This is a genomic window from Pseudomonas sp. NPDC089569 (assembly GCF_050280625.1).
Taxonomy (GTDB): domain Bacteria; phylum Pseudomonadota; class Gammaproteobacteria; order Pseudomonadales; family Pseudomonadaceae; genus Aquipseudomonas.
This window is the reverse complement of the sequence record NZ_JBNNVQ010000095.1, coordinates 1-23,726: the sequence shown is the minus strand read 5'-3', so window position 1 is coordinate 23,726 and position 23,726 is coordinate 1. Positions and strand designations below refer to the sequence as shown.

Sequence of the window (23,726 nt, the reverse complement as noted above, 5' to 3'; positions counted from 1 at the left end):
ACGGCTACCGATCGCCGGTAGCTATGGAGAAATTGGCGGCGTGAAAACCTTAACTGGTGTCCAGAATTACTTGACCAGTTCAGCCTCGCTCCTACAGGGTAACGCTGCTACTTGTAGGAGCGAGGCTTGCCCGCGAATGCGATCTCGAATCCAGACTAATTCTCAAGGCATGAACATGAAAATCTCCCGTCAAGCCTACGCCGACATGTTCGGCCCCACCGTCGGCGACAAGGTTCGCCTGGCCGATACCGAGCTGTGGATCGAAGTCGAGAAGGACTTCACCACCTACGGCGAAGAAGTGAAGTTCGGTGGCGGCAAGGTCATCCGCGACGGTCAGGGTCAGAGCCAGTTGCCGGCCGCCGACGTCGTCGACACACTGATCACCAACGCCCTGATCATCGACCACTGGGGCATCGTCAAGGCCGACGTCGGGCTCAAGGACGGGCGCATCGCCGCCATCGGCAAGGCCGGCAACCCGGACATCCAGCCCGATATCACCATCGCCATCGGTGCCGGCACCGAAGTGATCGCCGGTGAAGGCATGATCCTCACCGCCGGCGGCATCGACACCCACATCCACTTCATTTGCCCGCAGCAGATCGAAGAGGCCTTGATGAGTGGCGTCACCACCATGATCGGCGGCGGCACCGGCCCCGCCACCGGCACCAACGCCACCACCTGCACCTCCGGGCCCTGGCACCTGGCGCGCATGCTCCAGGCCGCCGATGCCTTCCCGATGAACATCGGCCTGACCGGCAAAGGCAACGCGAGCCTTCCGGAACCGCTGATCGAACAGGTCAAGGCCGGGGCCATCGGTCTCAAGCTCCATGAAGACTGGGGCACCACCCCGGCGAGCATCGACAACTGCCTGAGCGTCGCCGATCAGTACGACGTGCAGGTGGCGATTCACACCGACACCCTCAATGAGTCGGGCTTCGTCGAAACCACACTCGGCGCGTTCAAAGGCCGCACCATCCACACCTACCACACTGAAGGTGCCGGTGGCGGCCACGCGCCGGACATCATCAAGGCCTGCGGTTTCGCCAACGTACTGCCGAGCTCGACCAACCCGACCCGGCCGTTCACCCGCAACACCATCGACGAACACCTCGACATGCTGATGGTCTGCCATCACCTGGACCCGAGCATCGCCGAGGACGTGGCCTTCGCCGAAAGCCGCATCCGTCGCGAAACCATTGCCGCCGAAGACATTCTCCACGACCTAGGCGCATTCTCGATGATCAGCTCCGACAGCCAGGCAATGGGCCGGGTCGGCGAAGTCATCACGCGCACCTGGCAAACCGCCGACAAGATGAAAAAGCAGCGCGGCCCGCTACCCGGTGACGGTGCCGGCAACGACAACTTCCGCGCCAAACGCTACATCGCCAAATACACCATCAACCCGGCAATCACCCACGGCATCAGCCATGAGGTGGGTTCGGTGGAAGTGGGTAAATGGGCCGACCTGGTGCTGTGGCGCCCGGCGTTCTTCGGGGTCAAGCCGACGCTGATCCTCAAGGGTGGCGCCATCGCCGCCAGCCTGATGGGCGACGCGAACGCATCGATCCCGACCCCGCAACCGGTGCACTACCGTCCGATGTTTGCAAGCTTCGGCGGCTCATTGCATGCCACCAGCCTGACCTTCATCAGCCAGGCGGCGCAAGAGGCCGGCCTGCCGGAAGCCCTGGGCCTGAAAAAGAAAATCGCCGTGGTCAAAGGCTGCCGCGACGTGCAGAAAACCGACCTGATCCACAACGACTACCTGCCGAACATCGACGTCGATCCGCAGACGTATCAGGTCAAGGCCGATGGTGTGTTGTTGTGGTGCGAGCCGGCGGAAACCTTGCCGATGGCACAGCGGTACTTCCTGTTCTAAGCAGCCCCTTGTAGGAGCGAGGCTCGCCCGCGAACAGACCTCACGCCATGCGGTGCCTGCGAAAATGCCTTCGCCGGCAAGCCTGGCTCCTACGCGGGACAAGGTGCATCTTTGTAGGAGCGAGCGGTGCGGCGATCCGACTTGCCCGCGAAAGCAACCCCGCACCATGCGGTGCCTGCGAAAACCCCTTCGCCGGCAAGCCTGGCTCCTACGCAGGACAGGGTACAGCCCTGTGCAACTACTCCACTACCAACCGCCTCAACCGCTGCCGCAACATCCGGTTCTCGGCCCGCAGCTCACGCACTTCCTCCAACAGGTCCAGCGCCAAAGCAACACCTTCCCACTCCAGTTCCAGGTCGTGGCGCAGTTTGGCGGCGCGCTTGGCCAGCGTCAGTTCGTAATCGGTGAAGCGCCAGTCCTTGGGCGCGTTCCCCTGAGGTTCGAGGATGCCGTGTTCGACGATTTCGATCACGTAGACGTCCGACAGGTCGGTCGCCTCACAGAATTCTGCCAGGTCCAGTTGAACGATCAGGGGACTGCTCATGGTCAGTGACTCCTTGTTCGGGGATCAGAAGTTTTCTCTGGGGTCGAAGGCGGCTTTCTTCGCCAGTTGCTGCCACAGGGCCTTGATGTCGTCGTCTGATTTTTTCGGCATGACGGCCTTCAGTTGCACGAACAGGAACCCACGTTCACCGGCCTTGTTCAGCAAGCCATGCCCCTTGGCACGCATGCGCTGGCCATTCTGGCTGCCGGCCGGAACCTTGAGGTTGATCTTGCCGGTCAGCGTCGGCACCGCGACTTCGGCTCCCAGCGCCAGCTCCCACGGCGCCAGCGGCAGCGTGATGATCAGGTTTTCGCCTTCGACATCGAATTTCGGGTGCGGCGCAAAACGGATCGTCAGGTACAGGTCGCCATTGGCGCCACCGCCGCTGCCCGGTGCACCTTGGCCCTTGAGGCGGATGCGCTCGCCGTCGGTCACGCCGGCGGGGATTTTCACGTTCAGGCTTTTGGGGGTGTTGCTCACATGCTGCCCGGCGGCGTTGTAGTGCGGCACCTGGAAGGTGACCTTCTTCGACTCGGTCGACAGGGTTTCTTCAAGAAAAACCCCCAGTTCCATTTCCACGTCCTGGCCACGACGACCGCTACTGCGGCGCGACTGCCCACCGCCGAAGCCAGGGCCGCGGTTGCCGAAAATCGAGCTGAAGAAATCGGAAAAATCACCGCTTTCCTGGCCACCGCCAAATCCGCCACGGCTCTGCCAGCCCGGCGGCCCCTGGAACGGCTGGCCATGCTGGCCATAGCGGCGCAGGTCGTCGTATTCGGCGCGTTTGTCGGCGCTTTTCAACGCTTCATACGCTTCAGAGGCGTCCTTGAATTTGGCCTCGGCGTCCTTTTCCTTGCTGACGTCGGGGTGATATTTGCGCGCCAGCTTGCGATAGGCGGCCTTGATCGCCTTGTCGTCTGCCGTCGGCTCCACACCGAGAATCTTGTAATAGTCTTTGAAGTCCATCGCGGGGATCACCATCCGTTATCGAAATCGCGCCACCTGCCACAGCATGCGCCTGATTGCAGCGCAGCCGTTGACCGATCTCAAGGTTGTGACCGGGCAGCGCATCAGAAGTTTATCGGCAGCGGACGGGGTGACTTGCGCCTACCCCGTGGCTGTCCGGTTGATGCAGGGTAGTTTGGGGGTGATGGGGCGTCTTTCAAGGCGCTGACCGGCAAGATTTAGCGGATAATCGGCCTTCGATTCTGTGCCGCAGTGACATACACTGCGCGGCCGTTTTTTGACCGGAACCCGAAAGACATGAACAACGCATCTCCAGCCCGTGCCTGTGGTATCGACTTCGGCACGTCCAACTCCACCGTCGGCTGGCTGCGCCCCGGCATGGAAACGCTGATTGCGCTGGAGGACGACAAGATCACCCTGCCCTCGGTGGTCTTCTTCAACCTCGAAGAACGCCGCCCGGTGTACGGCCGCCTGGCGCTGCACGAATACCTGGAAGGCTATGAAGGCCGCCTGATGCGCTCGCTCAAGAGCCTGCTGGGTTCCAAACTGATCAAGCACGACACCAGCGTGCTCGGCACGGCGATGCCGTTCAAGGACCTGCTCGGCCTGTTCATCGGCCAGCTCAAGAGCCGCGCCGAAGCGACCGCCGGTCGGGAGTTCGAGCAAGTGGTGCTGGGTCGCCCGGTGTTCTTTGTCGACGAAGATCCGGTGGCCGACAAGGAAGCCGAAGACACCCTGGTGGAAGTCGCGCGCAAGATCGGCTTCAAGGACGTCTCGTTCCAGTACGAACCGATTGCGGCCGCCTTCGACTACGAGTCGAGCATCGACAAGGAAGAGCTTGTCCTGATCGTGGACATCGGCGGTGGTACGTCCGACTTCTCGCTGGTGCGCCTGTCACCCGAGCGCCGTAGCGTGGATAACCGCCAGGACGACATCCTGGCCACCGGTGGCGTGCACATCGGCGGGACCGATTTCGACAAGCAACTGAGCCTGCAAGGCCTGATGCCCCTGTTCGGCTACGGCAGCCGGATGAAAAGCGGCGCCTACATGCCCACCAGCCACCACATGAACCTGGCGACCTGGCACACCATCAACTCGGTGTACTCGCAAAAGTCCCAGCTGGCCCTGGGCAGCATGCGCTACGACATTGAAGACACCGGCGGTATCGACCGTCTGTTCAAGTTGATCGAACAGCGCGCCGGGCACTGGCTGGCCATGCTCGTTGAAGAAACCAAGATCGAGTTGACCTACTCCGACAGCCGCCACGTCCCGCTGGATCGCATCGAATCTGGCTTGAGCGTGGAGCTGACCCGCGCGCTGTTCGAGTCGTCCATCGACAACTTGCTCGATCGCGTGCGCAACAGCGTGAGCCAGCTGCTGACAGACGCCAATGTAGGGTTCGATCAAGTGGATACGGTGTTCTTCACCGGTGGTTCGAGCGGCATTCCGGCGCTGCGCAACAGCGTGTCAGCGATGTTGCCGAATGCGCGGCATGTGGAAGGCAACATTTTTGGCAGCATCGGTAGCGGTCTGGCGATCGAAGCGGCCAAGCGTTACGGCTCGATGGGCTGATCCAAAACCGAGGCGCCCCGATCGCGAGCAGGCTCGCTCCCACAGGGAAATGCTTTTAACTGTGGGAGCGAGCCTGCTCGCGATGGGGCCCTGTCCGGCAATACATCTACCCGATCAAACCATCCCCACCTGCTTCAACTCGCTCTTCAGGTACGCGTAATAAATCGGCCCTGCCACCACGCCCGGCAGGCCGAACGCGGCTTCGAACACCAGCATCGCCAACAACAGCTCCCACGACTTGGCACTGATCTGCCCGCCGACAATGCGTGCATTGAGGAAGTATTCGAGCTTGTGGATAAAAATCAGGTAACCGAGCGCTGCCACCGCCACCCAGATCGACAGCGACAGGCCGACGATCGTGATCAGAGTGTTCGACATCAGGTTACCGATGACCGGCAACAGGCCGAGCAGGAACGTCAGGACGATCAGGGTCTTGGTCAACGGCAGCTTGATACCGAACATCGGCAGCACAACGGCCAGGAAAATGCCGGTGAAGAAGGTGTTGAGCAGGGAAATCTTGATCTGCGCGAACACGATGTTGCGAAAGGCCTGGACCAGCAGGTGCAGGCGCTCGAACAACGCAGCGGCCAGGGGCCTGCGTTTGGTCACGTCCGGCACGCGCTGCAAGGCAATGATCGCGCCGAGCACCATGCCGATCAGCAGCGTCACGAACATGTGCGCCGCGTCCTTGCCCACCAGTTGCAAGTCGCTGAGGTGCTTGCTCACCCACTCGCCAATCGCCACGCGGAACTCCGCGGCGCTGGCGGGCAGGTAGGCGTCGAGGAACGGTGGCAATTGCCCCCGTGCGCGATCGACAACGCCCATGAATTTATCGAGCGAAGCGCCCGGGTTCTCTGCCTCGTGCAGCAAAAAGCTGATCGCACCGGCAAAGATCAGCGTCAACACACTGACCACCAGGGTCCCCAGTAACGCCACCGCCAGCCAACGCGCACGCCGACCTTCGATCAATCGCTGCAATTGCGGGGTGAGCATGTTGACCAGTTCGAACACCAGCAGCCCGGCCAGCAGGCTGGGCAACAACCGCAACGGAATCACCAGCAACAGTCCGCCAAAAATGATGATCCAGCTGATGACCAGCAATACTTGTCGCTGAGAAAACGTTGGCATACAGCCTCAAAACGAACGGCGTGAAAAGGATTGGCAGTCTGCCAGCGATCGGGTGTCAGCACTAGGGATTGTGTGGGGCGACCTTGGTCGGGGTCCGGCATATTTTTGCGTTGCTCTTGGCGCCCCCATCGCGAGCAGGCTCGCTCCCACATTAATCCTGTGCAAAGCATTTCCCTTGTGGGAGCGAGCCTGCTCGCGATGGGGCCCTGTCAGGGTCCACACATCTCGGCCGTTGTTATTTTTTCTTCAGGCAATCACTCATGAACGCCTTGCGTGCATCGCCCTTGAGGGCCTTGGTCGTCGCATCGGCGTTGCAGGTTTTCATCTTCTGCTGCTGCGGTGTCATGGCAGCACCGGCATCGTTCGCCGCCGGCGCGGCTTTGAGGCAATTGCTCATGAAGGCTTTGCGTTCATCGCCCTTGAGGCTTTTCGCGGTGGCGTCGGCATTGCAGGTGGTCATCTTGTTCTGTTGATCCGTGGCGGCGAAGCTCTGGGCGCAGAGCAGCAAACCGATCATCAACAAAGGGACACGCAGCATCTTCATGGAGTTTTCTCCTGTTTGCCGCACCGAGGGGAACGGCCTTGCAGAAGAGTGTAGACAAGTGCTGTTACACCTTCCTGCTCTCCAGGTGGCTGCGTCGGTACTGCTCCGGCGTGCACCCGGCCTGGCGCTGGAACATCGCAATAAACGCAGAGCCGGTGCTGTACCCCATGTCGAAAGCGATTTCCTGAATGCTGCGATGGCTGTCCAGCGCCTCGATGGCCGCAATGAAACGCAAACGCTGGCGCCACTCGCCGAAGCTCATGCCCAACTCACGGACAAACTGCCGCGCCAGCGTGCGCTCGCTCACATGAATGAGTGCCGCCCAATCCGCCAATGGCCGGTTGTTGCCGGGATCGCCATGCAAGGCCTCCAGAATGCCGAGCAGGCCGGCGCTGCTGGCGTACGGCAGGTAGCACTCATGCACCGGCGCCTGTTGCAATTGATCGACCAGGACCTGGGCCAGACGCCGATCCGCGTCCTGCTCGGGAATCTTCACATCCCGCGCCGCGAAGTCCTTGAGGATCGCCTTGAGGATGTCGCTGATGGCCAGGGTGCAAGCCTGGGATGGCAAATCACGACACAGCAACGGCGCGAGGCAGACCGCGCGGTAGTTGACCGGCTGGTGGCTGTAGAAGCTGTGCTCGGTCTCGGGCGGAACCCAGACGGCATATTGCGGCGGTGACATGAAACGGCTGCCCTCGATCTCCATGTGCAGTACACCATGGGCCGAATACTCCAGCGTGCCCCAGGGGTGTCGGTGAGCGGAGGCAAAGCGGTGAGCATCGAAATCGGCGTAGCGGAAGTACACCGGGGCGGGCAATTCGCTGAAGTCCAGCAGGTCGATGTGTTGACTGGTCATGCTGTCCGGAATCAGGGGTGGGTTGTCTGGATCGAAGTATAAGCCTGCATCCGGACAAGGGATAATCGCCCTTCATTCACGTTCCGGTTTTCCTCGATGCAATACGCTTATCCCCTGCTGGCCATTTTTATCTGGGCCGGCAACACCGTGATCACCAAAATGTCGGCCGGGGCGATCTTCCCCGCCGAGATCGGTTTTTACCGCTGGCTGCTGGCCGGACTGTTGTTCACGCCTTTCATGCTCAAACCCGTAATCGCCCACTGGCCGGCGATTCGGCCGAATCTGGGCAGGATTTTCGTGCTGGGCGTTCTGGGCATGGCGGTCTACCAGAGCCTGGCGTATTTCGCCGCAGCCCTGACCTCGGCCACCAACATGGGCATCATCCTGTCGTTGATGCCGTTGATGTCCCTGGCCATGGCAATCATCAGCCTTGGCCAGCGCCTGACCGCCGGCGCACTGGCCGGTGCGGTGCTGTCGTTCGCCGGGGTATTGGTGGTTGTTTCATCCGGCAGCCTCGATGCCCTGCTGGAGCACGGGGTGAATCTGGGCGATGCGATGATGCTCGTCGCCACGCTGGCCTACGCGCTGTACAGCACCCTGCTGAAAAAATGGCAATTGCGCCTGCCGCCGCTGGTGTTGCTTTATCTGCAAGTGCTGGTGGCGGTGATCGTGCTGTTTCCGCTGTTCCTCGTGTCGGAAAAAACCGGCCTGACTCTGCGCAACGTTCCCCTGGTCCTATACGCCTGCCTGTTGGCCTCGATGCTGGCGCCATTGGCGTGGATGCAAGCGGTGGTACGCCTGGGGCCGAGCCGTACCACACTGTTTTTCAATTTGCTGCCGGTGATGACCGCGCTGATTGCGGCGGTTGTGCTGCATGAACAATTGGCGATGTATCACCTTGTGGGCGGGATGTTGACGCTGGGCGGGGTGATTGTTTCCGAGCGCTGGACGTTGGTGTTGGGGCGTAAAGTCTGCGTTGCATGATCTGACGCCTTCGCGGGCAAGCCTCGCTCCTACAGGATTTCACCGTCCTTGTAGGAGCGAGGCTTGCCGCGAAGAACGATAACGCGATCTAAAGCCCGGCCGCTTTGAGCCGCGCCGCATGTTCGACAAACAACCGGATCGGCTCTGCCCCCTTCCCCACCCACCCCAGCGACTGATTGACGATGTCGAAATGGTCCAGCGGGTATTCATCGCCAATCACTGTCCCCAGGTGCGAGCTGTAGCGGCCGACCATCCCGTCGCAATGCCCGGCTTCTCGCATGAAGGTTCTGGCGAACAACCGGCAACTGCGGTTCGTGCCATCGAACAGATTGCGCCCGCGATCGGTCCTGCCCGGCTGCAGGGTGCCGGACCAGGAGTAATAGCGCACGCCGTTCACTTCTTCCGGCCCGTGCCCACCCCAGGTCTCGGGCAACCCCTGTGGATAACGCCGATTGAACAAGGCGACGCCTTCAGTGGTGAGCGAGTGGTGGACACCATGAATATCCACAGGCAGTTTCGGTCCGCGATCACCGGTTTCCAGCAGGCTCATCACCGCCGCGATCAGGCGCAGCAGAAAGCTCAGCAAGCGGCCACGGACGCTATCGTGAGGGTAATGCCTGTGCAGGTAGTCGGCGAGCTCGGAACCCTGATTCGGCCCCGCCACCGACGTCACCGACGCCACCCGATCCGGCCGCATGGCAGCGGCGTAACGGGCCGTCAGCGCGCCCTGGCTGTGGCCGATCAAATTGACCTTCGTGGCCCCGGTTTCCTGCAAAATTTGCTCGATCCGCGCCAGTAACTGTTCACCCCGCACTTCATTGGAGTTCAGCGGCGAGACCTGTATCGCAAATACCTGCGCGCCGCCCTGGCGCAACGCCGAAACGATCCCGTACCAATACGGATACAGCAGCAGCCGGACAAAGCCGAGCATGCCCGGGACCAACACCAGTGGGTATCGCGTGGCCGAACCTTGCGACATGGGCAGACATCCTTGTAATCGAGTGGTGACGCAAGGCCGGATACAAACATCCGCCAAGCATCACCAGCGAAGATGACAACTGCACGACCAGTCTATGACATCCGCCCTATTTAAGCCCTGCCACCCCCGCCACGATCAGCCCGACCGAGAGCAACTTGACCACGCTCAGGCTCTCCCCCAGCAAGGCGAAACCGAGAAACACCGTGCCCAGCGAACCGATGGCGGTCCAGATCGGGTAGGCGATGCTCACCGGCAGCTCACGCATGGCCAGGGTCAGGAAATACACACCCGCCACGGCCGCCGCCACGGTGATCACCGATGGCCACAGCCGGGTAAAGCCTTCGGCATACTTCATACCCATGGCGAAGGTGACCTCAAACCCGGCGGCGATTAGCAGAAACAACCAGGCCATCTAAAACTCCCTGGCCAGCGCCAGCAAGCGCTGTTCGGCCTCGGCGGCAGAAACCTCGAAGGTGCGCGACTCCGATTCCTCACCCTCGGCGGCGACCACCGTGACATCGGTGATGCCGATGAAACCCAGGGCCGTGCGCAGCAAGGGATCGGCATGATTCATCGACTCCAGTTCGCCCCCCGGCCCAAACCCGAATCCGCCGCGGCTGGTCACGATCAACGCCTTTTTGCCATGCACCAGCGGTTCGTACTGCGCTACGCCGTTGTCCAGCGTGTGATTGAAGGTCAGCCCGAGTCGCACGATCTGATCGATCCAGGCTTTCAGGCCGCTGGGCACGCTGAAGTTGTGCATCGGCGTGGAGATCACCAGCAAATCATGCCCCAGCAATTCACCCACCAACTCGTCGCTCAGCGCCAGGTCGGCCTGCATCGACAGCGGCCGCGCCTCAGGCTGTGGATAAAACGCGGCCGCCACGAATGCCTCGTTGACTGGTGGAATCAACGCCCGCCCGACTTCACGGCGGGTCAGTTGCCCCTGCGGATGACGGACGCTCCAGGCCGAGAGAAACGCCTCGGCCAAACGCCGCGAATGGGAACGCTCGCCCCTTGGGCTGGCATGAACAGCAAGAATTCTACTCATCTGAATCTCCTCAAGGACTACACTGAATTTGCTTGTGGATTGCAGCTTGAAGCTGACAACTGCCATCCATCAAATGAGTAAAAATCAGTCAGGATGAATTGAATTCATCCATGGAGTTTTCGCATGTTTGCCTCGTTGCCATTGACCGCCCTGCGCGCTTTTGAATCCGCCTCGCGCTTGCTGAGCTTCAAGGCGGCGGCCGAGGAACTGTCAGTGACCCCGACGGCGGTGTCCCATCAGATCCGCTCGCTGGAAACCTGGCTCGGCGTGCCGCTGTTCGAACGCCTGCCACGCCAGGTTCGCCTGACCGACTGCGGCGAACGGTTGTTTCGTAGCCTGCACGGTGCCTTTCTGGAAGTCGCGCAAAGCGTCGACACCCTGCGCCCGCAACGCAGCGGCGCCAACCTGACGATTTCCACGACAGCGGCCTTCGCCGCGCTTTGGCTGGTACCTCGCCTGGGACGCTTCTACGCCCGTCATCCGAACATCAGCCTGCGCCTGGACACCCACTGCGAAGTCATCGATCTGCATCAGGATGCCAGTGTCGATCTGGTGGTGCGCTATAGCCTCGACACCTACCCGAACCTCTATGGGGTGTGCCTGTTCGACGAATCCTTCGGCGTGTATGGCTCGCCGGAACAAGTGGCGCTGGCGGCACGTCGCACACCGACGCTGATCAGCGTGCATTGGCACAACTCAAGGCTCTATGCCCACGGCTGGGAAGCCTGGTGTGCACAGGCCGGCGAGGCCTGGTTGAGCAACCTGCCGGCGATGCGCGAATACGACGAAGAACATTACGCGCTGCAAGCGGCGATTGCCGGACAAGGCCTGGTGCTGGCCAGCAACATTCTGGTGTCGGAGAGCGTGGCCAGTGGTCTGCTGATGCCCTATCGGGAAGACGTACAGGTCGATGGCGCCGGTTACAGCGCCTTGTGTGTGCCGGGTCGCGAGCGTCACCCGCCGGTTCGGGCGTTTTTTGCGTGGCTGCATGAGGAGGCGACTTTATCGGGGCATGATTTGCGCTGAGCGCGTATGCCACTTAAAAGTTAAGCCAGCGCAGACTTAATATAAAAACAGCAACTACCGAAAATCACACCCACACCGAAAGTTACAACCATTAAATGGATTTCCACCCACAAGGAATTATTCTAACAACCACAACCCACTGGTTGTTCAAACAAACAAGTAAAGGATTACACCCATGCTTCTTCAAGAGCGACTTGAATTCATCGACTCCCTGGCGTCATTGCCAACCTTGATAACGCCACGAACTTTTGCCAGACACCCTGACGACATACCACCACACGACATCAACAAGCCAACCGCCAGTGTAATGCCCGACACAATCGATGTTTTTCTACCCGGCATTTCGCAGGAAACCATCGACGACGTCAATCTTTGCAAGTTAGTCATGCAAAATGCCGCCACCAAACTTTACCCTGACGACGCACAACTGTTTGAATGGTACAAATACTATGTCGATGGCTTGAAAAAGCTTGGGTGGATTATCCAAAACAAGGACATTCAGGAAGTCACGATAAACCGGGTCGGCTTGACCATGGATCAAGTGGCCCTGGAGGTTGCCACAAGCCTGATCGGAGGAAATGCAGCTTATACGCTGGCAAACGTGGCGAAAAAGGCTGTAGAAACCGTGCAGGACAACGTCAAAGCCATCGAGATTTTCAACCGCAACAACAAACTCGGTGCTCAGGCAAAATTCGACATCGCGCCAGTCTGGGTCGATGCCAACAAACAAGCGAACATGGTCCTTAATTGCATTTCCCTCGACGCACGGGAAAGCACCCGCGGCATCCTGTTCTGGAAATCGACCAAACAAACCACCAGCATAAAAACCGGCGCTGTTCGCACATACCTGGACAACAAGGTATTCGCCAGCCTGCGTGACGCGATTTACAGCAAGTACAGTGAAGCGGGCAAGAAATTCATTGAAGAACTTCCCGATTTTTAAAAGTATCGAACAGCCAACAGTCGGCAAGCAACTTGCCGACTTTTTAGCACACACAAAACCCGAGCGCCCATGATTATGGACACACCCCTATTTGATATCCACCTGATCAACGGCAACATAACACTGTTTATCGGTGCGCACACCGAGCCCTTTAAAAAAGACATTCTGAACTCCAGTCTGCTCGGTGAACTCGCATCCATTTCAAAGCAATCAAACAGCAAAGAACTGCTTTGGGCCGATTATGTGGACACCGTCGGGAAAATAGGCTGGATCATTAAAAGCCGAGAGTTCAAGCGTCAGGAGTTCCCCACAAAATGCCTTCTGAAAATTGTCGAGCTCGGTATGGGGTCCCTTTTGAGCAAAGAGGAGAAACAAACACTGGCCACCGCGTTTTCGCAGTTAAAAAAAACCGAAGGTCACTCTTCGGCGATCAAGTCCTTTCTCGACAAACTTCACACCAATGCGTTCGTTGCAAACGAGGAGACAACAGCACCAGGCTCAACCCAATCACCCGTAGCCACTTCGACCCGACTTACGCTGATCACTCACAACGCAAGCATCATCACGCTGCAAGTTGCATTCAAAACCCGCGACGGCATTGGCATCGACATCCTCGATCAACCGCTCCTCGACACCATCAAGGATGGCAATACCAACCTGTGGTTGATGGTCAGTTCTCTGGATGCGCGCCAATACGAAAATGTCAGGGCCACTGTCATTAAAAAAATCGGTAATCGCATCAACACCGATCTACTACAGGTTGCAAAATCGGCTTGTCCCGTTTGAAACCGGAGTGATCACCTCCTTGATCGCTCTCTGACAGTGGCTTGGAGAGCGATCAACGCCTTTCAAGGCGCGCTTCAGTTCTTTACCGATTTCGGTGCCTTGCCCGCCTTCATTTGCTCCAGCAACGGCGCACACTGATTCGGCTCGCCGCCGCTGGGCGCCACCAATGCCAGCAGCCCCGCCGCCGGCGCGGCAATCACCCCCAGCGCAACCATCCCGGCCCCACGCAACATCAGTGGCACCGCTTTCACCCCGGCATCAGGCTTGATGAACTTGCCCCGCACATACAGCGGCGAGCGCAACGAAATCAGGCGCCAGCCCTTGGACTCCGGGGTAATGGTCAGGTCCAGTTGCTCGGTCGCCATGTTGGCCGTGCCATCGACATAGATAATCGCGTTCTCGGTATCGAAGACAAACAGGCGCGTGGTGGCAAGGCCGGTCTTGATATCGAAGTCGGCGGCCGCGCAGTTGATCTTCACTTCCTTGTCGCCAAAAATCTTGCCGACCACATAGTTGCCCACGTTCAACCCGGCCAGCTCCATCAGCTCGCGACTGACGGCGCCGTCATTGATCAGCATCTTGAGATTGCCATTGGCACTGCCCAGCAATTTGGCCACCGAATTGCCACGACCGGTCAAATCGGCATCACCATTGAGCTCGCCGAAGCTGGTTTTCATCGGCTCGAAGGTCGGGAACAGTTGCTTGAGCTTGAAGCCTCGCGCAGTGAGTTTGGCATTGCCCTCCAAGGGCTCCGTGCGGCCGTTGAGACGAATCTGCGACTCAAGCTTGCCCCCTGCCACGCCGAATCGCAGCGGTTCAAGGCTGAGCAAGCCATCGGTCAATACAAGGTGCGTGTAGAGATCGTTGAACGGCAGTTTTTCGCTGTGAACGATACGTTTGCCAGTGAACTCGACGTCGGCGTCCATATCGCGCCAGCGTTCGGTCTTGAACTCTTCAACCGGCAGCACTTTATCCGCCGGCTGCTTGCTTTCGCCTCCCCGGGCCTTTTGCTTGGCATTGGAGTCGGCACCGATCAACGGAGCCAGGTCGGCAAACAGCAGTTGATTGGAAAGCAGTGAACCGCTGAGTTTCGGTCGCGGCTGGCTGGCGACGTAACTCAAGTTGCCATGGATATCGCTGGCGCCGATCTTGCCGTTGAACTCCTCGTAGCGAAATACCGCGCCCCCCGGCTCATGCAGCTTGGCGATCAAATGACCGTCGGTGGCATAAGGCGGCGTATCCGGCAGGGTTACGCCGGTCAGCGGATAAAGGTTGCCCAGGCTGGTCCCGGCCAGTTTCAGGCGCAGGTCCAGGGCCCCAAGGTTCAGTGGGTCAGTCAGGGTGCCGGCCAGTTCAACACTGGTTTCGCCGATTTTCATTTGAGTCTGCAGCGGAAAAGGTCGGTTTGCGTCCTGCAAGGCAAGCAGACCGCCGATCTTGCCCTGTCCAGCCAGTTTCTGACCGTGGTACTGGCCGCTGACCTTGAAAGCAAACGCATAGTCTTGTGGCGCGGTGCCTTTGTCCAACGCGGCTTTGGCTGCCTTGTCACCGACAATCTCGCTGAATGGAATCGGTTTGCCCAACGGGTCGATCAGCAGGTCGAGCTGCGTCTTGAGGCTCTGGTCATCAAGGGTGACATGGCCTTTGTCGAACCTGATCGCACCGATATCCAGCACCCAGGCTGAAGGCTCGGCATTGGGGTCTTTCGGGTCGAACTTGAACGTCCAGTTAGCCCGGCCATCGGCCAGACGCTGCAGCTGGGCATTGGGTTCGGTGAGGTCGATGCGCGGGATCACTACATGCCGCGCCAGCATGGCCAACGGCGATATTCGCAGCTCGACGCGCTTGAGGCTGGCCATTTGCGGCGTCTTCGACCAGTCGGGATTGCCCAGACTCAGGTCTTCGGCCACCACATGCGGCCAAGGCACCCAGGCGCGCCAGCCGCCTTCGTCAGGCTCGCGCTGCCAGACCACCGTCAGGTTGCCATTGATGGCGAACGGCCGGTGCAGCTCCTCGGACACTTTGGCATTGAGTGTGGGTTTGATCCGGTTCCAATCGAAGAACGCGATGATCAACACCAGCACCGTCAACACGACCAACAGGGCGCTGAGGGTGCCGGCAACAATTTTATGAGTGCGCGTCATTGCACAGGGCTCCTGATACGACTGAGCGCCCCAACTGCGACGCACATGAAAAACGCCGGGCCAGATCCGGCCCGTCATGGAATCTACGACTGAAAAACGAACCGCAGGTTTAATCGAAACGCCGATTTTGCCTTCTTTGACTGCCCGGTTGCCGCTTTTTGCTCCTGCTTTCGCGTTACCTGACCCGCACTTTTACGTGGCAAATGTGGGTGGAAAATACCCACTCCGGTGCAAAACCAATCGCCGGAAACGCCCGGTTTACAAGGCCTGCAGAGAACAATCAATTCCGTTGATTATTAACATTGCGTTTATGAACTTTTATATCGACTTATCGAGAGTAGCATTGCCCTCGTACCCAATTTTTTGCCCTCGTGCGGAGCACCCTATAATGAAACGCCAATTACTGTTTAGCCTTACACTTTCAATGCTGGCCAGCACAGCTTTTGCTCTGCCGGCCGCCGATCAAGCAACGCCTCAAGTCAAAGACAGCCACTCGGTTTTCAGCCAAACCCTGGCCGAAGGTGGTAACGATCGCCTGAAAGAAAAAGGCCTGATCACCGAAGATGGCTACGATCAAACCAAACAAGGTCAAACCGTTGCCGCTGACGGTTCCGATCGCACTCCTGGTCAAACCCTTGCCGCCGACGGTTCCGATCGCACCCCTGGTCAAACCCTCGCCGCTGACGGTTCCGATCGCACTCCTGGTCAAACCCTCGCCGCCGACGGTTCCGATCGCACTCCTGGTCAAACCCTCGCCGCTGACGGTTCCGATCGCACTCCTGGTCAAACCATTGCAGCTGATGGCTCCGATCGCACTCCTGGTCAAACCATCGCTGCCGATGGCTCCGATCGCACCCCGGGTCAAACACTGGCCGAAGGTGGTGGTGACCGTGTAATCGAACGCAACAGTTCGATGAGCTAACCCCATGACGGCCCTGAAAAAAAGCCCAATCAGCGGATTGGGCTTTTGATTTTCAGGCGTTTTATCTCGTAACTGCCGTACTTCTGCGCTTGCTCCCCCATCGTTGTTCGACGCCGGCAAAGCCTATTTGCTAGAGTGCGCCGCTCTCCTTCTGCAGAAAACACCTTCGCAATGCTGCCCCGTGCCGAACAGAAACAACAAACCCGCAATGCGTTGATGGACGCTGCCCGCCACTTGATGGAAGGCGGTCGGGGATTTGGCAGCCTGAGCCTGCGCGAAGTGGCGAAAACCGCCGGGATCGTCCCCACCGGTTTTTACCGGCATTTCGCCGATATGGATGAGTTGGGCCTGGAGCTTGTCAGGGAGGTCGGCCAGACCTTTCGCGAAACCATCCGCCTGGTGCGGCATAACGAATTCGTCATGGGCGGCATCATCGATGCGTCCGTACGGATCTTTCTCGATGTGGTCAGCGCCAACCGTTCGCAATTTCTGTTTCTGGCCCGCGAGCAGTATGGAGGCTCGTTGCCAGTGCGCCTGGCCATCGGCCGCTTGCGCGAAGGTATCAGCTCGGACCTTGCTGCCGATCTGTCGCTGATGCCGAAACTGCAGCACCTGGATATCGCCGGCCTGAGTGTGATGGCGGACCTGATCGTCAAAAGTGTGTTCGCCACCCTGCCGGACATCATTGACCCTCCGGCCGAGGCACTGCCCGAGCACCTGACACCCCAGGCAAAAATCACCCAGCAGCTGCGCTTCATTTTTATCGGCCTCAAGCACTGGCAAGGCCTGGGCAGTACCGAATAACCCCGCCCCAGGAAGATTCACGTCCGCTGTCACAAATGGGTGCCTGCCAGAATCCGCGCGCGCCAAATCAATGCAAATTCCTCGTCACCCCAAACAAACGCACTCAATGCCTTCAGGCATTTCCTACGCCCCTCCCCGATTGGCAAGCCCCTTGCTCTAACCCGAGCATCGTCCATTGCCGGAAGCTTACCGATGCTGGTGATTCATCGCAGAATCGACCCTCAACCCGTCTGGGCCGCCGAACTGCACCTGACATTCGAAGCCAGGAGCAAAAGCCGCTTGCGCTGTTTCAGTGCTGAAGGCGAAGACGTCGGCTTGTTTCTGGAGCGTGGTCAATCACCACTGCATGACGGTGAATGTCTGCAAGCCGAAGACGGACGCATCGTCCGCGTTTGCGCTCGTCCCGAGCAACTGCTGCACGTGACCTGTGCCAATGCCTTCGAACTGACACGCGCGGCCTATCACCTGGGTAATCGCCACGTCGCGCTGCAGGTCGGTGACGGCTGGTTGCGTCTGCTCGATGACTACGTGCTCAAGGCCATGCTCGAACAGCTCGGCGCCACCACAGAAAACATCGAAGCCCCCTTTCAACCTGAACACGGTGCCTACGGCGGCGGCCATCACCATTCGCGCCACGGCGATGAAGATTTCAACTATCCGCCCAAGCTGCATCAGTTCGGCGTACGGCCATGAATCCCGCCTGGGCGCTGTTGCGCCTGGCCAGTCCGCAACTGCCGATCGGCGGCTACAGCTATTCCCAGGGCCTGGAAATGGCGGTGGAAAATGGCCGCGTCCATGACTCTGACAGTGCGCGGCGCTGGATCGGTGATCAATTACTGCTCAACCTGGCCCGTTTCGAAGCCCCGCTGCTACTCGCCCACTGCGAGGCCGCCCACGAAGAAAACTGGAGCCAATTACTGCATTACTGCGAACAGCAGCGCGCCAGCCGGGAAACCCGCGAATTGCATCAGGAGAGCCGCCAGATGGGCTACTCCTTGCAGCAGCTGCTCAACGGCCTTGCGGAGCTCGACGAGGTCGCCCGTACCTTTCTCCAGCAGCACACCGAACCGCACCTGGCCCTGGGCTGGGCGCTGGCCGCCCGCGCCTGGCGGATCAACCCACAGGATGCCCTGGCCGCCTGGCTCTGGAGCTGGCTGGAAAACCAGTTGGCCGTGCTGATGAAAACCTTGCCGCTGGGGCAGCAGGCGGCCCAGCGCCTGACCAGCGAACTGCTGCCACTGTTGCAACAGGCCCAGCATAACGCCACCACCCTCAACCCCGAACACCCTGGCAGCGCCGCCTTCGGCCTGTCTCTTGCCTGCATGGCCCATGAGCGCCAGTACAGCCGTCTGTTTCGTTCCTAGGGCCCGTTATCTTGGAGAGTCACATGAATACACAACCCCTGCGTGTCGGCATCGGCGGCCCTGTCGGCTCCGGCAAAACCGCCTTGACCCTGGCCCTGTGCCTGGCCCTGCGCGACCGTTACAACCTGGCCGTCGTGACCAACGACATCTATACCCGCGAAGACGCCGACTTCCTGGTGCGTAACGAGGCCCTGGCACCGGAACGCATCATCGGCGTGGAAACCGGTGGCTGCCCCCACACGGCAATCCGCGAAGACGCGTCGATCAACCTCGAAGCCGTGGATCAATTGAACCGTCGTTTCCCGGGACTGGACCTGATTCTGGTGGAGTCCGGTGGCGACAACCTGTCGGCGACCTTCAGCCCTGAGCTGTCGGACCTGACCCTTTATGTGATCGATGTTTCGGCGGGCGACAAGCTGCCGCGCAAGGGCGGACCGGGCATCTGCAAATCCGACCTGCTGGTGATCAACAAAATCGACCTGGCGCCCCTGGTGGGCGCCTCCCTGACCCTGATGGACAGCGATACCACGCGCATGCGCAACGGCAAGCCGTTCGTTTTCAGCAACCAGAAAACCGGCCAGGGGCTGGAAGAAATCATCGCCTTCATCGAACGCCAGGGCCTGCTGACCGCAGCCTGAACCTACAAGGAAGCCTGGACATGACACTTGAACGCATCGTGGGCGCCATTGCCCTGCTACTGACCCCGGCTATCGCCTTCGCTCACCCTGGGCACGGCGATAACGGCCTGATCGCTGGTATCAGTCACCCGGTCGGTGGCCTGGATCATTTATTGGCGATGGTTGCGGTCGGTCTGTGGGCGGCTCAGCAACACGGTGCGGCGCGCTGGGCGCTGCCGTGTACCTTTGTCGGCACCCTGCTGATCGGCGGATTGCTGGGGTTCGAAGGGTTCAGTCTGCCGGCGCTGGAAGGCACGATTGCAGCCTCGGTGCTGGCGCTGGGTCTTGCGGTGGCTTTGGCGGTGCGTCCGCCGTTGACCGTGGCGGTAGGCGCAACAGCTTTGTTCGCCCTGTTCCATGGTGTGGCTCATGGCCTGGAACTGCCCGATATGTCGAACCCCTGGGCGTATGCAGCGGGGTTTGTGGCGGCAACGGCGGCGTTGCACGCGGCGGGTTACGCGATGGTGCGTGCATTGCCTCAAGCCGCCGCACCGCTGGTGCGGCTGGCAGGTGCGGCTTCGGCGGCGACTGGGGTGTGGTTGTTGGCGGGCTGAAATTGCGTCGCCTGTAATGGCCTCTTCGCGGGCAAGCCTCGCTCCTACGGGTTTTGTGTTGTCCACAATCCTGTGGGAGCTGCGGTGCGGCGATCCGACTTGCCAGCGATGACGGCCTGACAGACAACACATCCCCAAGGCCTGTTAACATGTCGCGCAATCAACCCTGCCGTGATGACGCCAGCCAATGCCGCAAGCCTCCCGCTCCGCCTCCCTGCCTGAATTGGCCGCTCTGTTCAGCGACGTGCAACAGCACTTCAAGGAAGTGATCGTGCCCCTGTGGCAGGGCCCTGGCTGGAACGCCGACATGGCGCTGCCCTATGAGGCGCTGGATGCCGAGCACCGACCGTTGCCTCCTCAACGCTATCGGGCCATGGCCTGCGCACGGCAACTGTTCCTGTTTTCCAGCCTGATCGGCGAAGTACCGAACGCTCAAGAGCGTGCCGCGGCGCTGTTCCGTTCCTTGCAGAGGCATTTCCACGACGCCGAGCATGGCGGCTGGTTTTACAGCATCGACCCGCACGGAGCGCCACTGGATTCGCGCAAGGACCTTTACACCCACGCCTTCATCCTGTTCGCCTGCGCTCATTACTGGGACAAGGTTCGCGAGCCCCTGGTGGAGTCGGTGCTCAACGCCGCCCTGGAGGTCATCACGCGACGTTTCGCCACCGGAGACGGCCTCTACGAAGCCGACTTGAATCGTGACTGGTCAACGCTCTGCAGCGGCCCGCTGCAAAATCCGCTGATGCACCTGGCCGAAGCGTTTCTGGCCACGCTCTCGGTGCGTGAAGACCTTGCGGTCGAACGGGCGCTTGTCGAGTTATGCACAGCCATGCAAAAGCGCTTCATCGACGCTCGACATGGCGTGTTGATGGAGAAACCGCTGGGAGCTGTGGATAACTGGTTCGAGCCGGGGCATCAATTCGAGTGGTACTTCCTGCTGCAATCGTCGCCACTGCTGCGCGATTCGAAACTGCATGCATCGCTGGAGCGCGCCTTTGCCTTCACCGAGCAGTTGGGTGTCGATCAACAGACCGGTGCCGTGCGGGCGATGCTCGACCTCGGGCCGGAAGGTGGCTCGCGGGATGCGACCCAGCGTATCTGGGCCCAGGCAGAATACCTTCGCGCCCTGACATTGCGTCCGGGCAGCGAAGCGGCGATTTTGCGTCAACTGCGTGCGTTGCAACAGCGTTCACTGCATGCCGGCGGCTGGTATGAATGCCGTGACGAGCACGGCGAAGTCAGCCGCCGGGACATGCCATCGACCACGCCTTACCACCTGGCGACCTGTTACCAGGGGTTGGCCGACTATCTGCGTTGACCGACAGATAGCTATCGCGAGCAGGCTCGCTCCCACAGGTATTGTGTGAACCTTGTAGGAGCGAGGCTTGCCCGCGAACAGCCATTGCGCGGTCTTACGCCTTGCCACCACTGCGATCAATCGCAAACCCCGCCCAGCTCTGGCTGACCGGCATCAGCTCCAGACTGTTGATGTTGATATGCGCCGGGGCATTGAGAATCCAGAAGATCGTGTCGGCGATGTCCTGCGGCTGGATCGGCTCGGCGCCGGCGTAGGTGGCGTTGTAGCGTTCCTGGTCACCGCCGAAACGCACCAGCGAAAACTCACTCTCACACAGGCCCGGCTCAAGGTTGCTGACCCGCACACCCGTGCCCTGCAGGTCACAGCGCAGGCTCAAGGAGAACTGCTGGACGAAGGCCTTGGTTCCGCCATACACATGGCTGCCCGGATACGGGTAGTTGCCGGCGACGGACCCCAGGTTGACGATACCGGCGCCACGACCGTGGGCGATCAGGCGCGGCAACAGCAGGCGAGTGCTGTACATCAGGCCCTTGATGTTGGTATCGACCATGGTGTCCCAGTCGTCCAGGCTGCATTTGGGCGCCGGATCGGCTCCCAGCGCCAGGCCTGCGTTGTTGATCAGCCCGCGCAGCTTGGCGAAGCTCGGCGGCAGGTTGGCGATGGCGTCTTCCATGGCCTTGCGGTCACGCACGTCGAGCACCAGCCCATGCACTTCGGTCTGCTTCGACAGTTCGGCACACAGCGCGTTGAGGCGTTCTTCACGACGGCCGGTCAGCACCAGTTTCCAGCCGGCCTCGGCAAAACGACGGGCACAGGCTTCACCAAAACCGGAGGTCGCGCCGGTAATAAACAGGGTGTTGGACATCGTGTTCTCCTTGCTTGGGCTGAAGGCCAGCCATTGGAATAGAAAATCAGCAGGCAGCATGCCCGGCCTTGTCCACACCGGCAACCACCGCACATACCGAACAAAAAATGATCAACTGGCGCAATGCCTTGAACCCAGCGGCGTGCAGCCAGGTACCCGCACCTTATCCACAAGCCCATCCACACATTCCGGGGGCAACTGGAAAAGCTGCAAGCCGCTATCCACAAGGCTTTGAGAGGGATTTGAAAACTTTTTCGCTTGACCCTTATCGACCTGCTGTGCAGGCCCTGGCCACTTTCTCGACCAAGCGGTCAAACCGGAGATGGCCGCAAGCCAGTAACCACGGCCTTCAGCAGAGTCTTTCCAGAGTTTAACCACAGAGTTATCCACAGGCTTATACAGATGAATTCGAGGTGCTTTCATCATCAAGAAAAGGGTTGACAATGCCACCTTCAAGCCTGCCAAAAACACCTGATCAAAAATCAACCACAACGCTACAAGCCACGGTTTCAAAGGCTCTCAGCCAGCTACCACCACGTTATACACAGCCCGCTCCACAGCAAACGGGGACAAGTCAAAACCGTGACAAAACAGTAATTTGCAGCGGTTTTATGTCGCAGCTCAGGAACAGGGAAAGATTGTTTTCCACAATTGGCTTTACCTCTCGCAGCCACTCCTGTAGGAGCGAACACGCTCGCGAAAAACACCAGAACACCGCGGGCTTCCAGACAACCCGCGTTATCGTTAACCACCATCGCGAGCGTGCTCGCTCCTACAGAGGGCAACGCGCAAAAAAAACGCCCTGACGCTGTAAACGTCAGGGCGTTTTTGTTTAACGCGAAGACTCAGTGCCCGCCGAGATAGGCGTTACGCACATCCTCGTTGACCAGCAGCTCCTTGCCGGTTCCGCTCATGCGGATTTCGCCGTTGACCATCACGTAAGCACGATCCGACAGCTTGAGGGCATGGTTGGCGTTCTGTTCCACCAGGAAGATGGTCATACCGGTCTTGGCCAGCTCGCGCAGGGTGGCGAAAATCTGTTTCACCACGATCGGGGCCAGGCCCAGGCTTGGCTCGTCGAGCAGCAGCAGTTTCGGTCGACTCATCAAAGCACGGGCAATGGCAAGCATTTGCTGCTCACCACCGGACATGGTCATTGCACGCTGGGTACGCCGTTCTTCGAGCCTGGGGAACAGCTTGAACATGCGCTGCATGTCTTCCTTGGCGTATTTGTCACCAATGGGAATGGTGCCCATCAGCAGGTTTTCCTCCACGGTCATGTCGGGGAACACCCGCCGTCCTTCCGGCGACTGCGCAATGCCGTTGGACGCAATGTAGTGCGACGACTTGTGGGTGATGTCCACGCCCTGATAGAGGATCTGACCGTCCGCCGCCCGGGGCTGGCCGAAAATCGACATCAGCAGGGTCGACTTGCCGGCGCCGTTGGAGCCGATCAGGCTCACGGTTTCGCCTTCATTGATGTGCAGCGAAACGTTCTTCAGCGCCTGGATCGGACCGTAGAACACGTCGAGGTCCTTGAGTTCGAGGATGGGCTTGGTCATACCACCTCCTCTTCGTCGGCACCCAGGTAGGCGGCAATCACTTTCGGATCGTTGCGGATGTCGTCAGGGCCACCCTCGGCGATGACGATGCCGTGGTCCAGCACCACGATGTGGTCGGAAATACTCATTACCATGCCCATGTCGTGTTCGATCAGCACCACGGTCAGATCGTGCTCGTCGCGCAGCAGCCGGATCATCGCCGGCAAGCCCTGCGCAGTGCGGGGCCTGTCAGGAGCCGATTCAACGAGTCGGTTG

At 59.7% G+C, this 23,726-nt stretch carries 25 protein-coding genes and 1 pseudogene; 13 read left to right on the top strand and 13 right to left on the bottom strand.

Translation table 11 applies throughout. The features are described 5' to 3' along the window. Positions 1–175: 175 nt before the first annotated feature. Positions 176–1,876 carry an urease subunit alpha gene (ureC, locus tag ACQKP2_RS25850; protein WP_427580616.1) on the top strand — a complete coding sequence of 567 codons (1,701 nt, stop codon included), beginning with the start codon at positions 176–178 and terminating at the stop codon, positions 1,874–1,876. Between the two features lie 238 nt (positions 1,877–2,114). Here ureC and ACQKP2_RS25845 read toward each other — a convergent pair whose 3' ends face one another. Further along, complete coding sequence (locus tag ACQKP2_RS25845) at positions 2,115–2,420, bottom strand: chaperone modulator CbpM (protein WP_427580614.1); 306 nt, start codon at positions 2,418–2,420, stop codon at positions 2,115–2,117. 24 nt (positions 2,421–2,444) lie between these two features. After that, entirely contained in the window at positions 2,445–3,386 is a 942-nt protein-coding gene (locus ACQKP2_RS25840) for a DnaJ C-terminal domain-containing protein (protein WP_427580613.1), read from the bottom strand. A gap of 297 nt (positions 3,387–3,683) precedes the next feature. Here ACQKP2_RS25840 and ACQKP2_RS25835 point away from each other — a divergent pair, with 297 nt between their 5' ends. Next, positions 3,684–4,958: an Hsp70 family protein gene (locus ACQKP2_RS25835; protein WP_427580612.1), complete on the top strand. Its 1,275-nt coding sequence runs from the start codon at positions 3,684–3,686 to the stop codon at positions 4,956–4,958. Between the two features lie 114 nt (positions 4,959–5,072). On the opposite strand, the gene ACQKP2_RS25830 is transcribed toward ACQKP2_RS25835, so the two are convergent. From ACQKP2_RS25830 to ACQKP2_RS25820, 3 genes are all read right to left on the bottom strand, one after another. Beyond that, positions 5,073–6,086, bottom strand: coding sequence for an AI-2E family transporter (locus tag ACQKP2_RS25830; protein ID WP_427580610.1), 1,014 nt, complete (start codon positions 6,084–6,086; stop codon positions 5,073–5,075). A 235-nt stretch (positions 6,087–6,321) separates the two neighbouring features. Beyond that, positions 6,322–6,630, bottom strand: a complete 309-nt coding sequence (locus ACQKP2_RS25825) for a PsiF family protein (RefSeq protein ID WP_427580608.1) — start codon at positions 6,628–6,630, stop codon at positions 6,322–6,324. 64 nt (positions 6,631–6,694) lie between these two features. Beyond that, complete coding sequence (locus ACQKP2_RS25820) at positions 6,695–7,489, bottom strand: AraC family transcriptional regulator (protein WP_427580606.1); 795 nt, start codon at positions 7,487–7,489, stop codon at positions 6,695–6,697. A 96-nt stretch (positions 7,490–7,585) separates the two neighbouring features. On the opposite strand from ACQKP2_RS25820, the gene ACQKP2_RS25815 reads away from it, so the two are divergent. After that, positions 7,586–8,473, top strand: coding sequence for a DMT family transporter (locus ACQKP2_RS25815; RefSeq protein WP_427580605.1), 888 nt, complete (start codon positions 7,586–7,588; stop codon positions 8,471–8,473). 88 nt (positions 8,474–8,561) lie between these two features. On the opposite strand, the gene ACQKP2_RS25810 is transcribed toward ACQKP2_RS25815, so the two are convergent. From ACQKP2_RS25810 to ACQKP2_RS25800, 3 genes are all read right to left on the bottom strand, one after another. Beyond that, positions 8,562–9,452 (bottom strand): esterase/lipase family protein, encoded by an 891-nt coding sequence (locus tag ACQKP2_RS25810; RefSeq protein ID WP_427580604.1) that lies wholly within the window; start codon positions 9,450–9,452, stop codon positions 8,562–8,564. 106 nt (positions 9,453–9,558) lie between these two features. Next, complete coding sequence (locus ACQKP2_RS25805) at positions 9,559–9,864, bottom strand: DMT family transporter (RefSeq protein ID WP_427580602.1); 306 nt, start codon at positions 9,862–9,864, stop codon at positions 9,559–9,561. Continuing rightward, positions 9,865–10,503 (bottom strand): FMN-dependent NADH-azoreductase, encoded by a 639-nt coding sequence (locus ACQKP2_RS25800; protein ID WP_427580600.1) that lies wholly within the window; start codon positions 10,501–10,503, stop codon positions 9,865–9,867. It lies immediately after the preceding gene. A 123-nt stretch (positions 10,504–10,626) separates the two neighbouring features. Between ACQKP2_RS25800 and ACQKP2_RS25795 the strand changes: the two genes are divergently transcribed. The 3 genes from ACQKP2_RS25795 (at position 10,627) to ACQKP2_RS25785 (ending at position 13,258) form a co-directional block, all read left to right on the top strand. Beyond that, positions 10,627–11,529 (top strand): LysR substrate-binding domain-containing protein, encoded by a 903-nt coding sequence (locus ACQKP2_RS25795; RefSeq protein WP_427580598.1) that lies wholly within the window; start codon positions 10,627–10,629, stop codon positions 11,527–11,529. A 175-nt stretch (positions 11,530–11,704) separates the two neighbouring features. Then, positions 11,705–12,472 (top strand): hypothetical protein, encoded by a 768-nt coding sequence (locus tag ACQKP2_RS25790; protein ID WP_427580596.1) that lies wholly within the window; start codon positions 11,705–11,707, stop codon positions 12,470–12,472. A gap of 69 nt (positions 12,473–12,541) precedes the next feature. Next, positions 12,542–13,258 (top strand): hypothetical protein, encoded by a 717-nt coding sequence (locus ACQKP2_RS25785; RefSeq protein ID WP_427580594.1) that lies wholly within the window; start codon positions 12,542–12,544, stop codon positions 13,256–13,258. Positions 13,259–13,332: 74 nt separating this feature from the next. Here the strand turns inward: ACQKP2_RS25785 and ACQKP2_RS25780 are convergent, their stop codons facing one another. After that, positions 13,333–15,402: an AsmA family protein gene (locus ACQKP2_RS25780; RefSeq protein ID WP_427580592.1), complete on the bottom strand. Its 2,070-nt coding sequence runs from the start codon at positions 15,400–15,402 to the stop codon at positions 13,333–13,335. Positions 15,403–15,790: 388 nt separating this feature from the next. On the opposite strand from ACQKP2_RS25780, the gene ACQKP2_RS25775 reads away from it, so the two are divergent. From ACQKP2_RS25775 to ACQKP2_RS25745, 7 genes are all read left to right on the top strand, one after another. Then, the gene (locus ACQKP2_RS25775) at positions 15,791–16,324 is read left to right on the top strand and encodes a hypothetical protein (protein ID WP_427580618.1); all 534 of its coding nucleotides are present in this window, start codon (positions 15,791–15,793) and stop codon (positions 16,322–16,324) included. 171 nt (positions 16,325–16,495) lie between these two features. After that, positions 16,496–17,128 (top strand): TetR family transcriptional regulator, encoded by a 633-nt coding sequence (locus ACQKP2_RS25770; protein ID WP_427580590.1) that lies wholly within the window; start codon positions 16,496–16,498, stop codon positions 17,126–17,128. 192 nt (positions 17,129–17,320) lie between these two features. Beyond that, a complete protein-coding gene (gene ureE / locus ACQKP2_RS25765) occupies positions 17,321–17,821 on the top strand; it encodes an urease accessory protein UreE (RefSeq protein ID WP_218440582.1) in 501 nt (166 codons plus the stop codon). After that, on the top strand, positions 17,818–18,492 hold the full coding sequence (locus ACQKP2_RS25760) for an urease accessory protein UreF (RefSeq protein ID WP_427580588.1): 675 nt from the start codon (positions 17,818–17,820) through the stop codon (positions 18,490–18,492). Before ureE ends, ACQKP2_RS25760 begins: the two co-directional genes overlap by 4 nt. A gap of 23 nt (positions 18,493–18,515) precedes the next feature. Beyond that, positions 18,516–19,130, top strand: a complete 615-nt coding sequence (gene ureG, locus ACQKP2_RS25755; RefSeq protein WP_427580586.1) for an urease accessory protein UreG — start codon at positions 18,516–18,518, stop codon at positions 19,128–19,130. 20 nt (positions 19,131–19,150) lie between these two features. Then, positions 19,151–19,723, top strand: coding sequence for a HupE/UreJ family protein (locus ACQKP2_RS25750; protein WP_427580585.1), 573 nt, complete (start codon positions 19,151–19,153; stop codon positions 19,721–19,723). 187 nt (positions 19,724–19,910) lie between these two features. Continuing rightward, a complete protein-coding gene (locus ACQKP2_RS25745) occupies positions 19,911–21,044 on the top strand; it encodes an AGE family epimerase/isomerase (RefSeq protein WP_427580583.1) in 1,134 nt (377 codons plus the stop codon). Between the two features lie 94 nt (positions 21,045–21,138). Here the strand turns inward: ACQKP2_RS25745 and ACQKP2_RS25740 are convergent, their stop codons facing one another. From ACQKP2_RS25740 to ACQKP2_RS25725, 4 genes and pseudogenes are all read right to left on the bottom strand, one after another. Continuing rightward, positions 21,139–21,909, bottom strand: coding sequence for an SDR family oxidoreductase (locus tag ACQKP2_RS25740; RefSeq protein WP_427580582.1), 771 nt, complete (start codon positions 21,907–21,909; stop codon positions 21,139–21,141). 111 nt (positions 21,910–22,020) lie between these two features. Beyond that, positions 22,021–22,422, bottom strand: coding sequence for a hypothetical protein (locus ACQKP2_RS25735; RefSeq protein ID WP_427580581.1), 402 nt, complete (start codon positions 22,420–22,422; stop codon positions 22,021–22,023). Positions 22,423–22,754: 332 nt separating this feature from the next. Further along, a complete protein-coding gene (locus ACQKP2_RS25730; RefSeq protein WP_427580579.1) occupies positions 22,755–23,471 on the bottom strand; it encodes an ABC transporter ATP-binding protein in 717 nt (238 codons plus the stop codon). Continuing rightward, a pseudogene (locus ACQKP2_RS25725) lies at positions 23,468–23,726 on the bottom strand (hypothetical protein); the annotation flags it as partial. The gene ACQKP2_RS25730 and the pseudogene ACQKP2_RS25725, both read right to left, overlap by 4 nt.

Excerpts from the sequence above, each read along its gene's own strand:
- ACQKP2_RS25845 (WP_427580614.1), bottom strand. The coding sequence starts at position 2,420 with ATGAGCAGTCCCCTGATCGTTCAACTGGACCTGGCAGAATTCTGTGAG.
- ACQKP2_RS25730 (WP_427580579.1), bottom strand. The coding sequence starts at position 23,471 with ATGACCAAGCCCATCCTCGAACTCAAGGACCTCGACGTGTTCTACGGT.
- ureE (WP_218440582.1), top strand. The coding sequence starts at position 17,321 with ATGCTGGTGATTCATCGCAGAATCGACCCTCAACCCGTCTGGGCCGCC.
- ACQKP2_RS25770 (WP_427580590.1), top strand. The coding sequence starts at position 16,496 with ATGCTGCCCCGTGCCGAACAGAAACAACAAACCCGCAATGCGTTGATG.
- ACQKP2_RS25805 (WP_427580602.1), bottom strand. The coding sequence starts at position 9,864 with ATGGCCTGGTTGTTTCTGCTAATCGCCGCCGGGTTTGAGGTCACCTTC.
- ureC (WP_427580616.1), top strand. The coding sequence starts at position 176 with ATGAAAATCTCCCGTCAAGCCTACGCCGACATGTTCGGCCCCACCGTC.
- ACQKP2_RS25840 (WP_427580613.1), bottom strand. The coding sequence starts at position 3,386 with ATGGACTTCAAAGACTATTACAAGATTCTCGGTGTGGAGCCGACGGCA.
- ACQKP2_RS25835 (WP_427580612.1), top strand. The coding sequence starts at position 3,684 with ATGAACAACGCATCTCCAGCCCGTGCCTGTGGTATCGACTTCGGCACG.
- ACQKP2_RS25795 (WP_427580598.1), top strand. The coding sequence starts at position 10,627 with ATGTTTGCCTCGTTGCCATTGACCGCCCTGCGCGCTTTTGAATCCGCC.
- ACQKP2_RS25825 (WP_427580608.1), bottom strand. The coding sequence starts at position 6,630 with ATGAAGATGCTGCGTGTCCCTTTGTTGATGATCGGTTTGCTGCTCTGC.
- ACQKP2_RS25830 (WP_427580610.1), bottom strand. The coding sequence starts at position 6,086 with ATGCCAACGTTTTCTCAGCGACAAGTATTGCTGGTCATCAGCTGGATC.
- ureG (WP_427580586.1), top strand. The coding sequence starts at position 18,516 with ATGAATACACAACCCCTGCGTGTCGGCATCGGCGGCCCTGTCGGCTCC.
- ACQKP2_RS25800 (WP_427580600.1), bottom strand. The coding sequence starts at position 10,503 with ATGAGTAGAATTCTTGCTGTTCATGCCAGCCCAAGGGGCGAGCGTTCC.
- ACQKP2_RS25820 (WP_427580606.1), bottom strand. The coding sequence starts at position 7,489 with ATGACCAGTCAACACATCGACCTGCTGGACTTCAGCGAATTGCCCGCC.
- ACQKP2_RS25780 (WP_427580592.1), bottom strand. The coding sequence starts at position 15,402 with ATGACGCGCACTCATAAAATTGTTGCCGGCACCCTCAGCGCCCTGTTG.
- ACQKP2_RS25750 (WP_427580585.1), top strand. The coding sequence starts at position 19,151 with ATGACACTTGAACGCATCGTGGGCGCCATTGCCCTGCTACTGACCCCG.
- ACQKP2_RS25790 (WP_427580596.1), top strand. The coding sequence starts at position 11,705 with ATGCTTCTTCAAGAGCGACTTGAATTCATCGACTCCCTGGCGTCATTG.
- ACQKP2_RS25775 (WP_427580618.1), top strand. The coding sequence starts at position 15,791 with ATGAAACGCCAATTACTGTTTAGCCTTACACTTTCAATGCTGGCCAGC.
- ACQKP2_RS25785 (WP_427580594.1), top strand. The coding sequence starts at position 12,542 with ATGATTATGGACACACCCCTATTTGATATCCACCTGATCAACGGCAAC.
- ACQKP2_RS25740 (WP_427580582.1), bottom strand. The coding sequence starts at position 21,909 with ATGTCCAACACCCTGTTTATTACCGGCGCGACCTCCGGTTTTGGTGAA.
- ACQKP2_RS25760 (WP_427580588.1), top strand. The coding sequence starts at position 17,818 with ATGAATCCCGCCTGGGCGCTGTTGCGCCTGGCCAGTCCGCAACTGCCG.
- ACQKP2_RS25815 (WP_427580605.1), top strand. The coding sequence starts at position 7,586 with ATGCAATACGCTTATCCCCTGCTGGCCATTTTTATCTGGGCCGGCAAC.
- ACQKP2_RS25745 (WP_427580583.1), top strand. The coding sequence starts at position 19,911 with ATGCCGCAAGCCTCCCGCTCCGCCTCCCTGCCTGAATTGGCCGCTCTG.
- ACQKP2_RS25810 (WP_427580604.1), bottom strand. The coding sequence starts at position 9,452 with ATGTCGCAAGGTTCGGCCACGCGATACCCACTGGTGTTGGTCCCGGGC.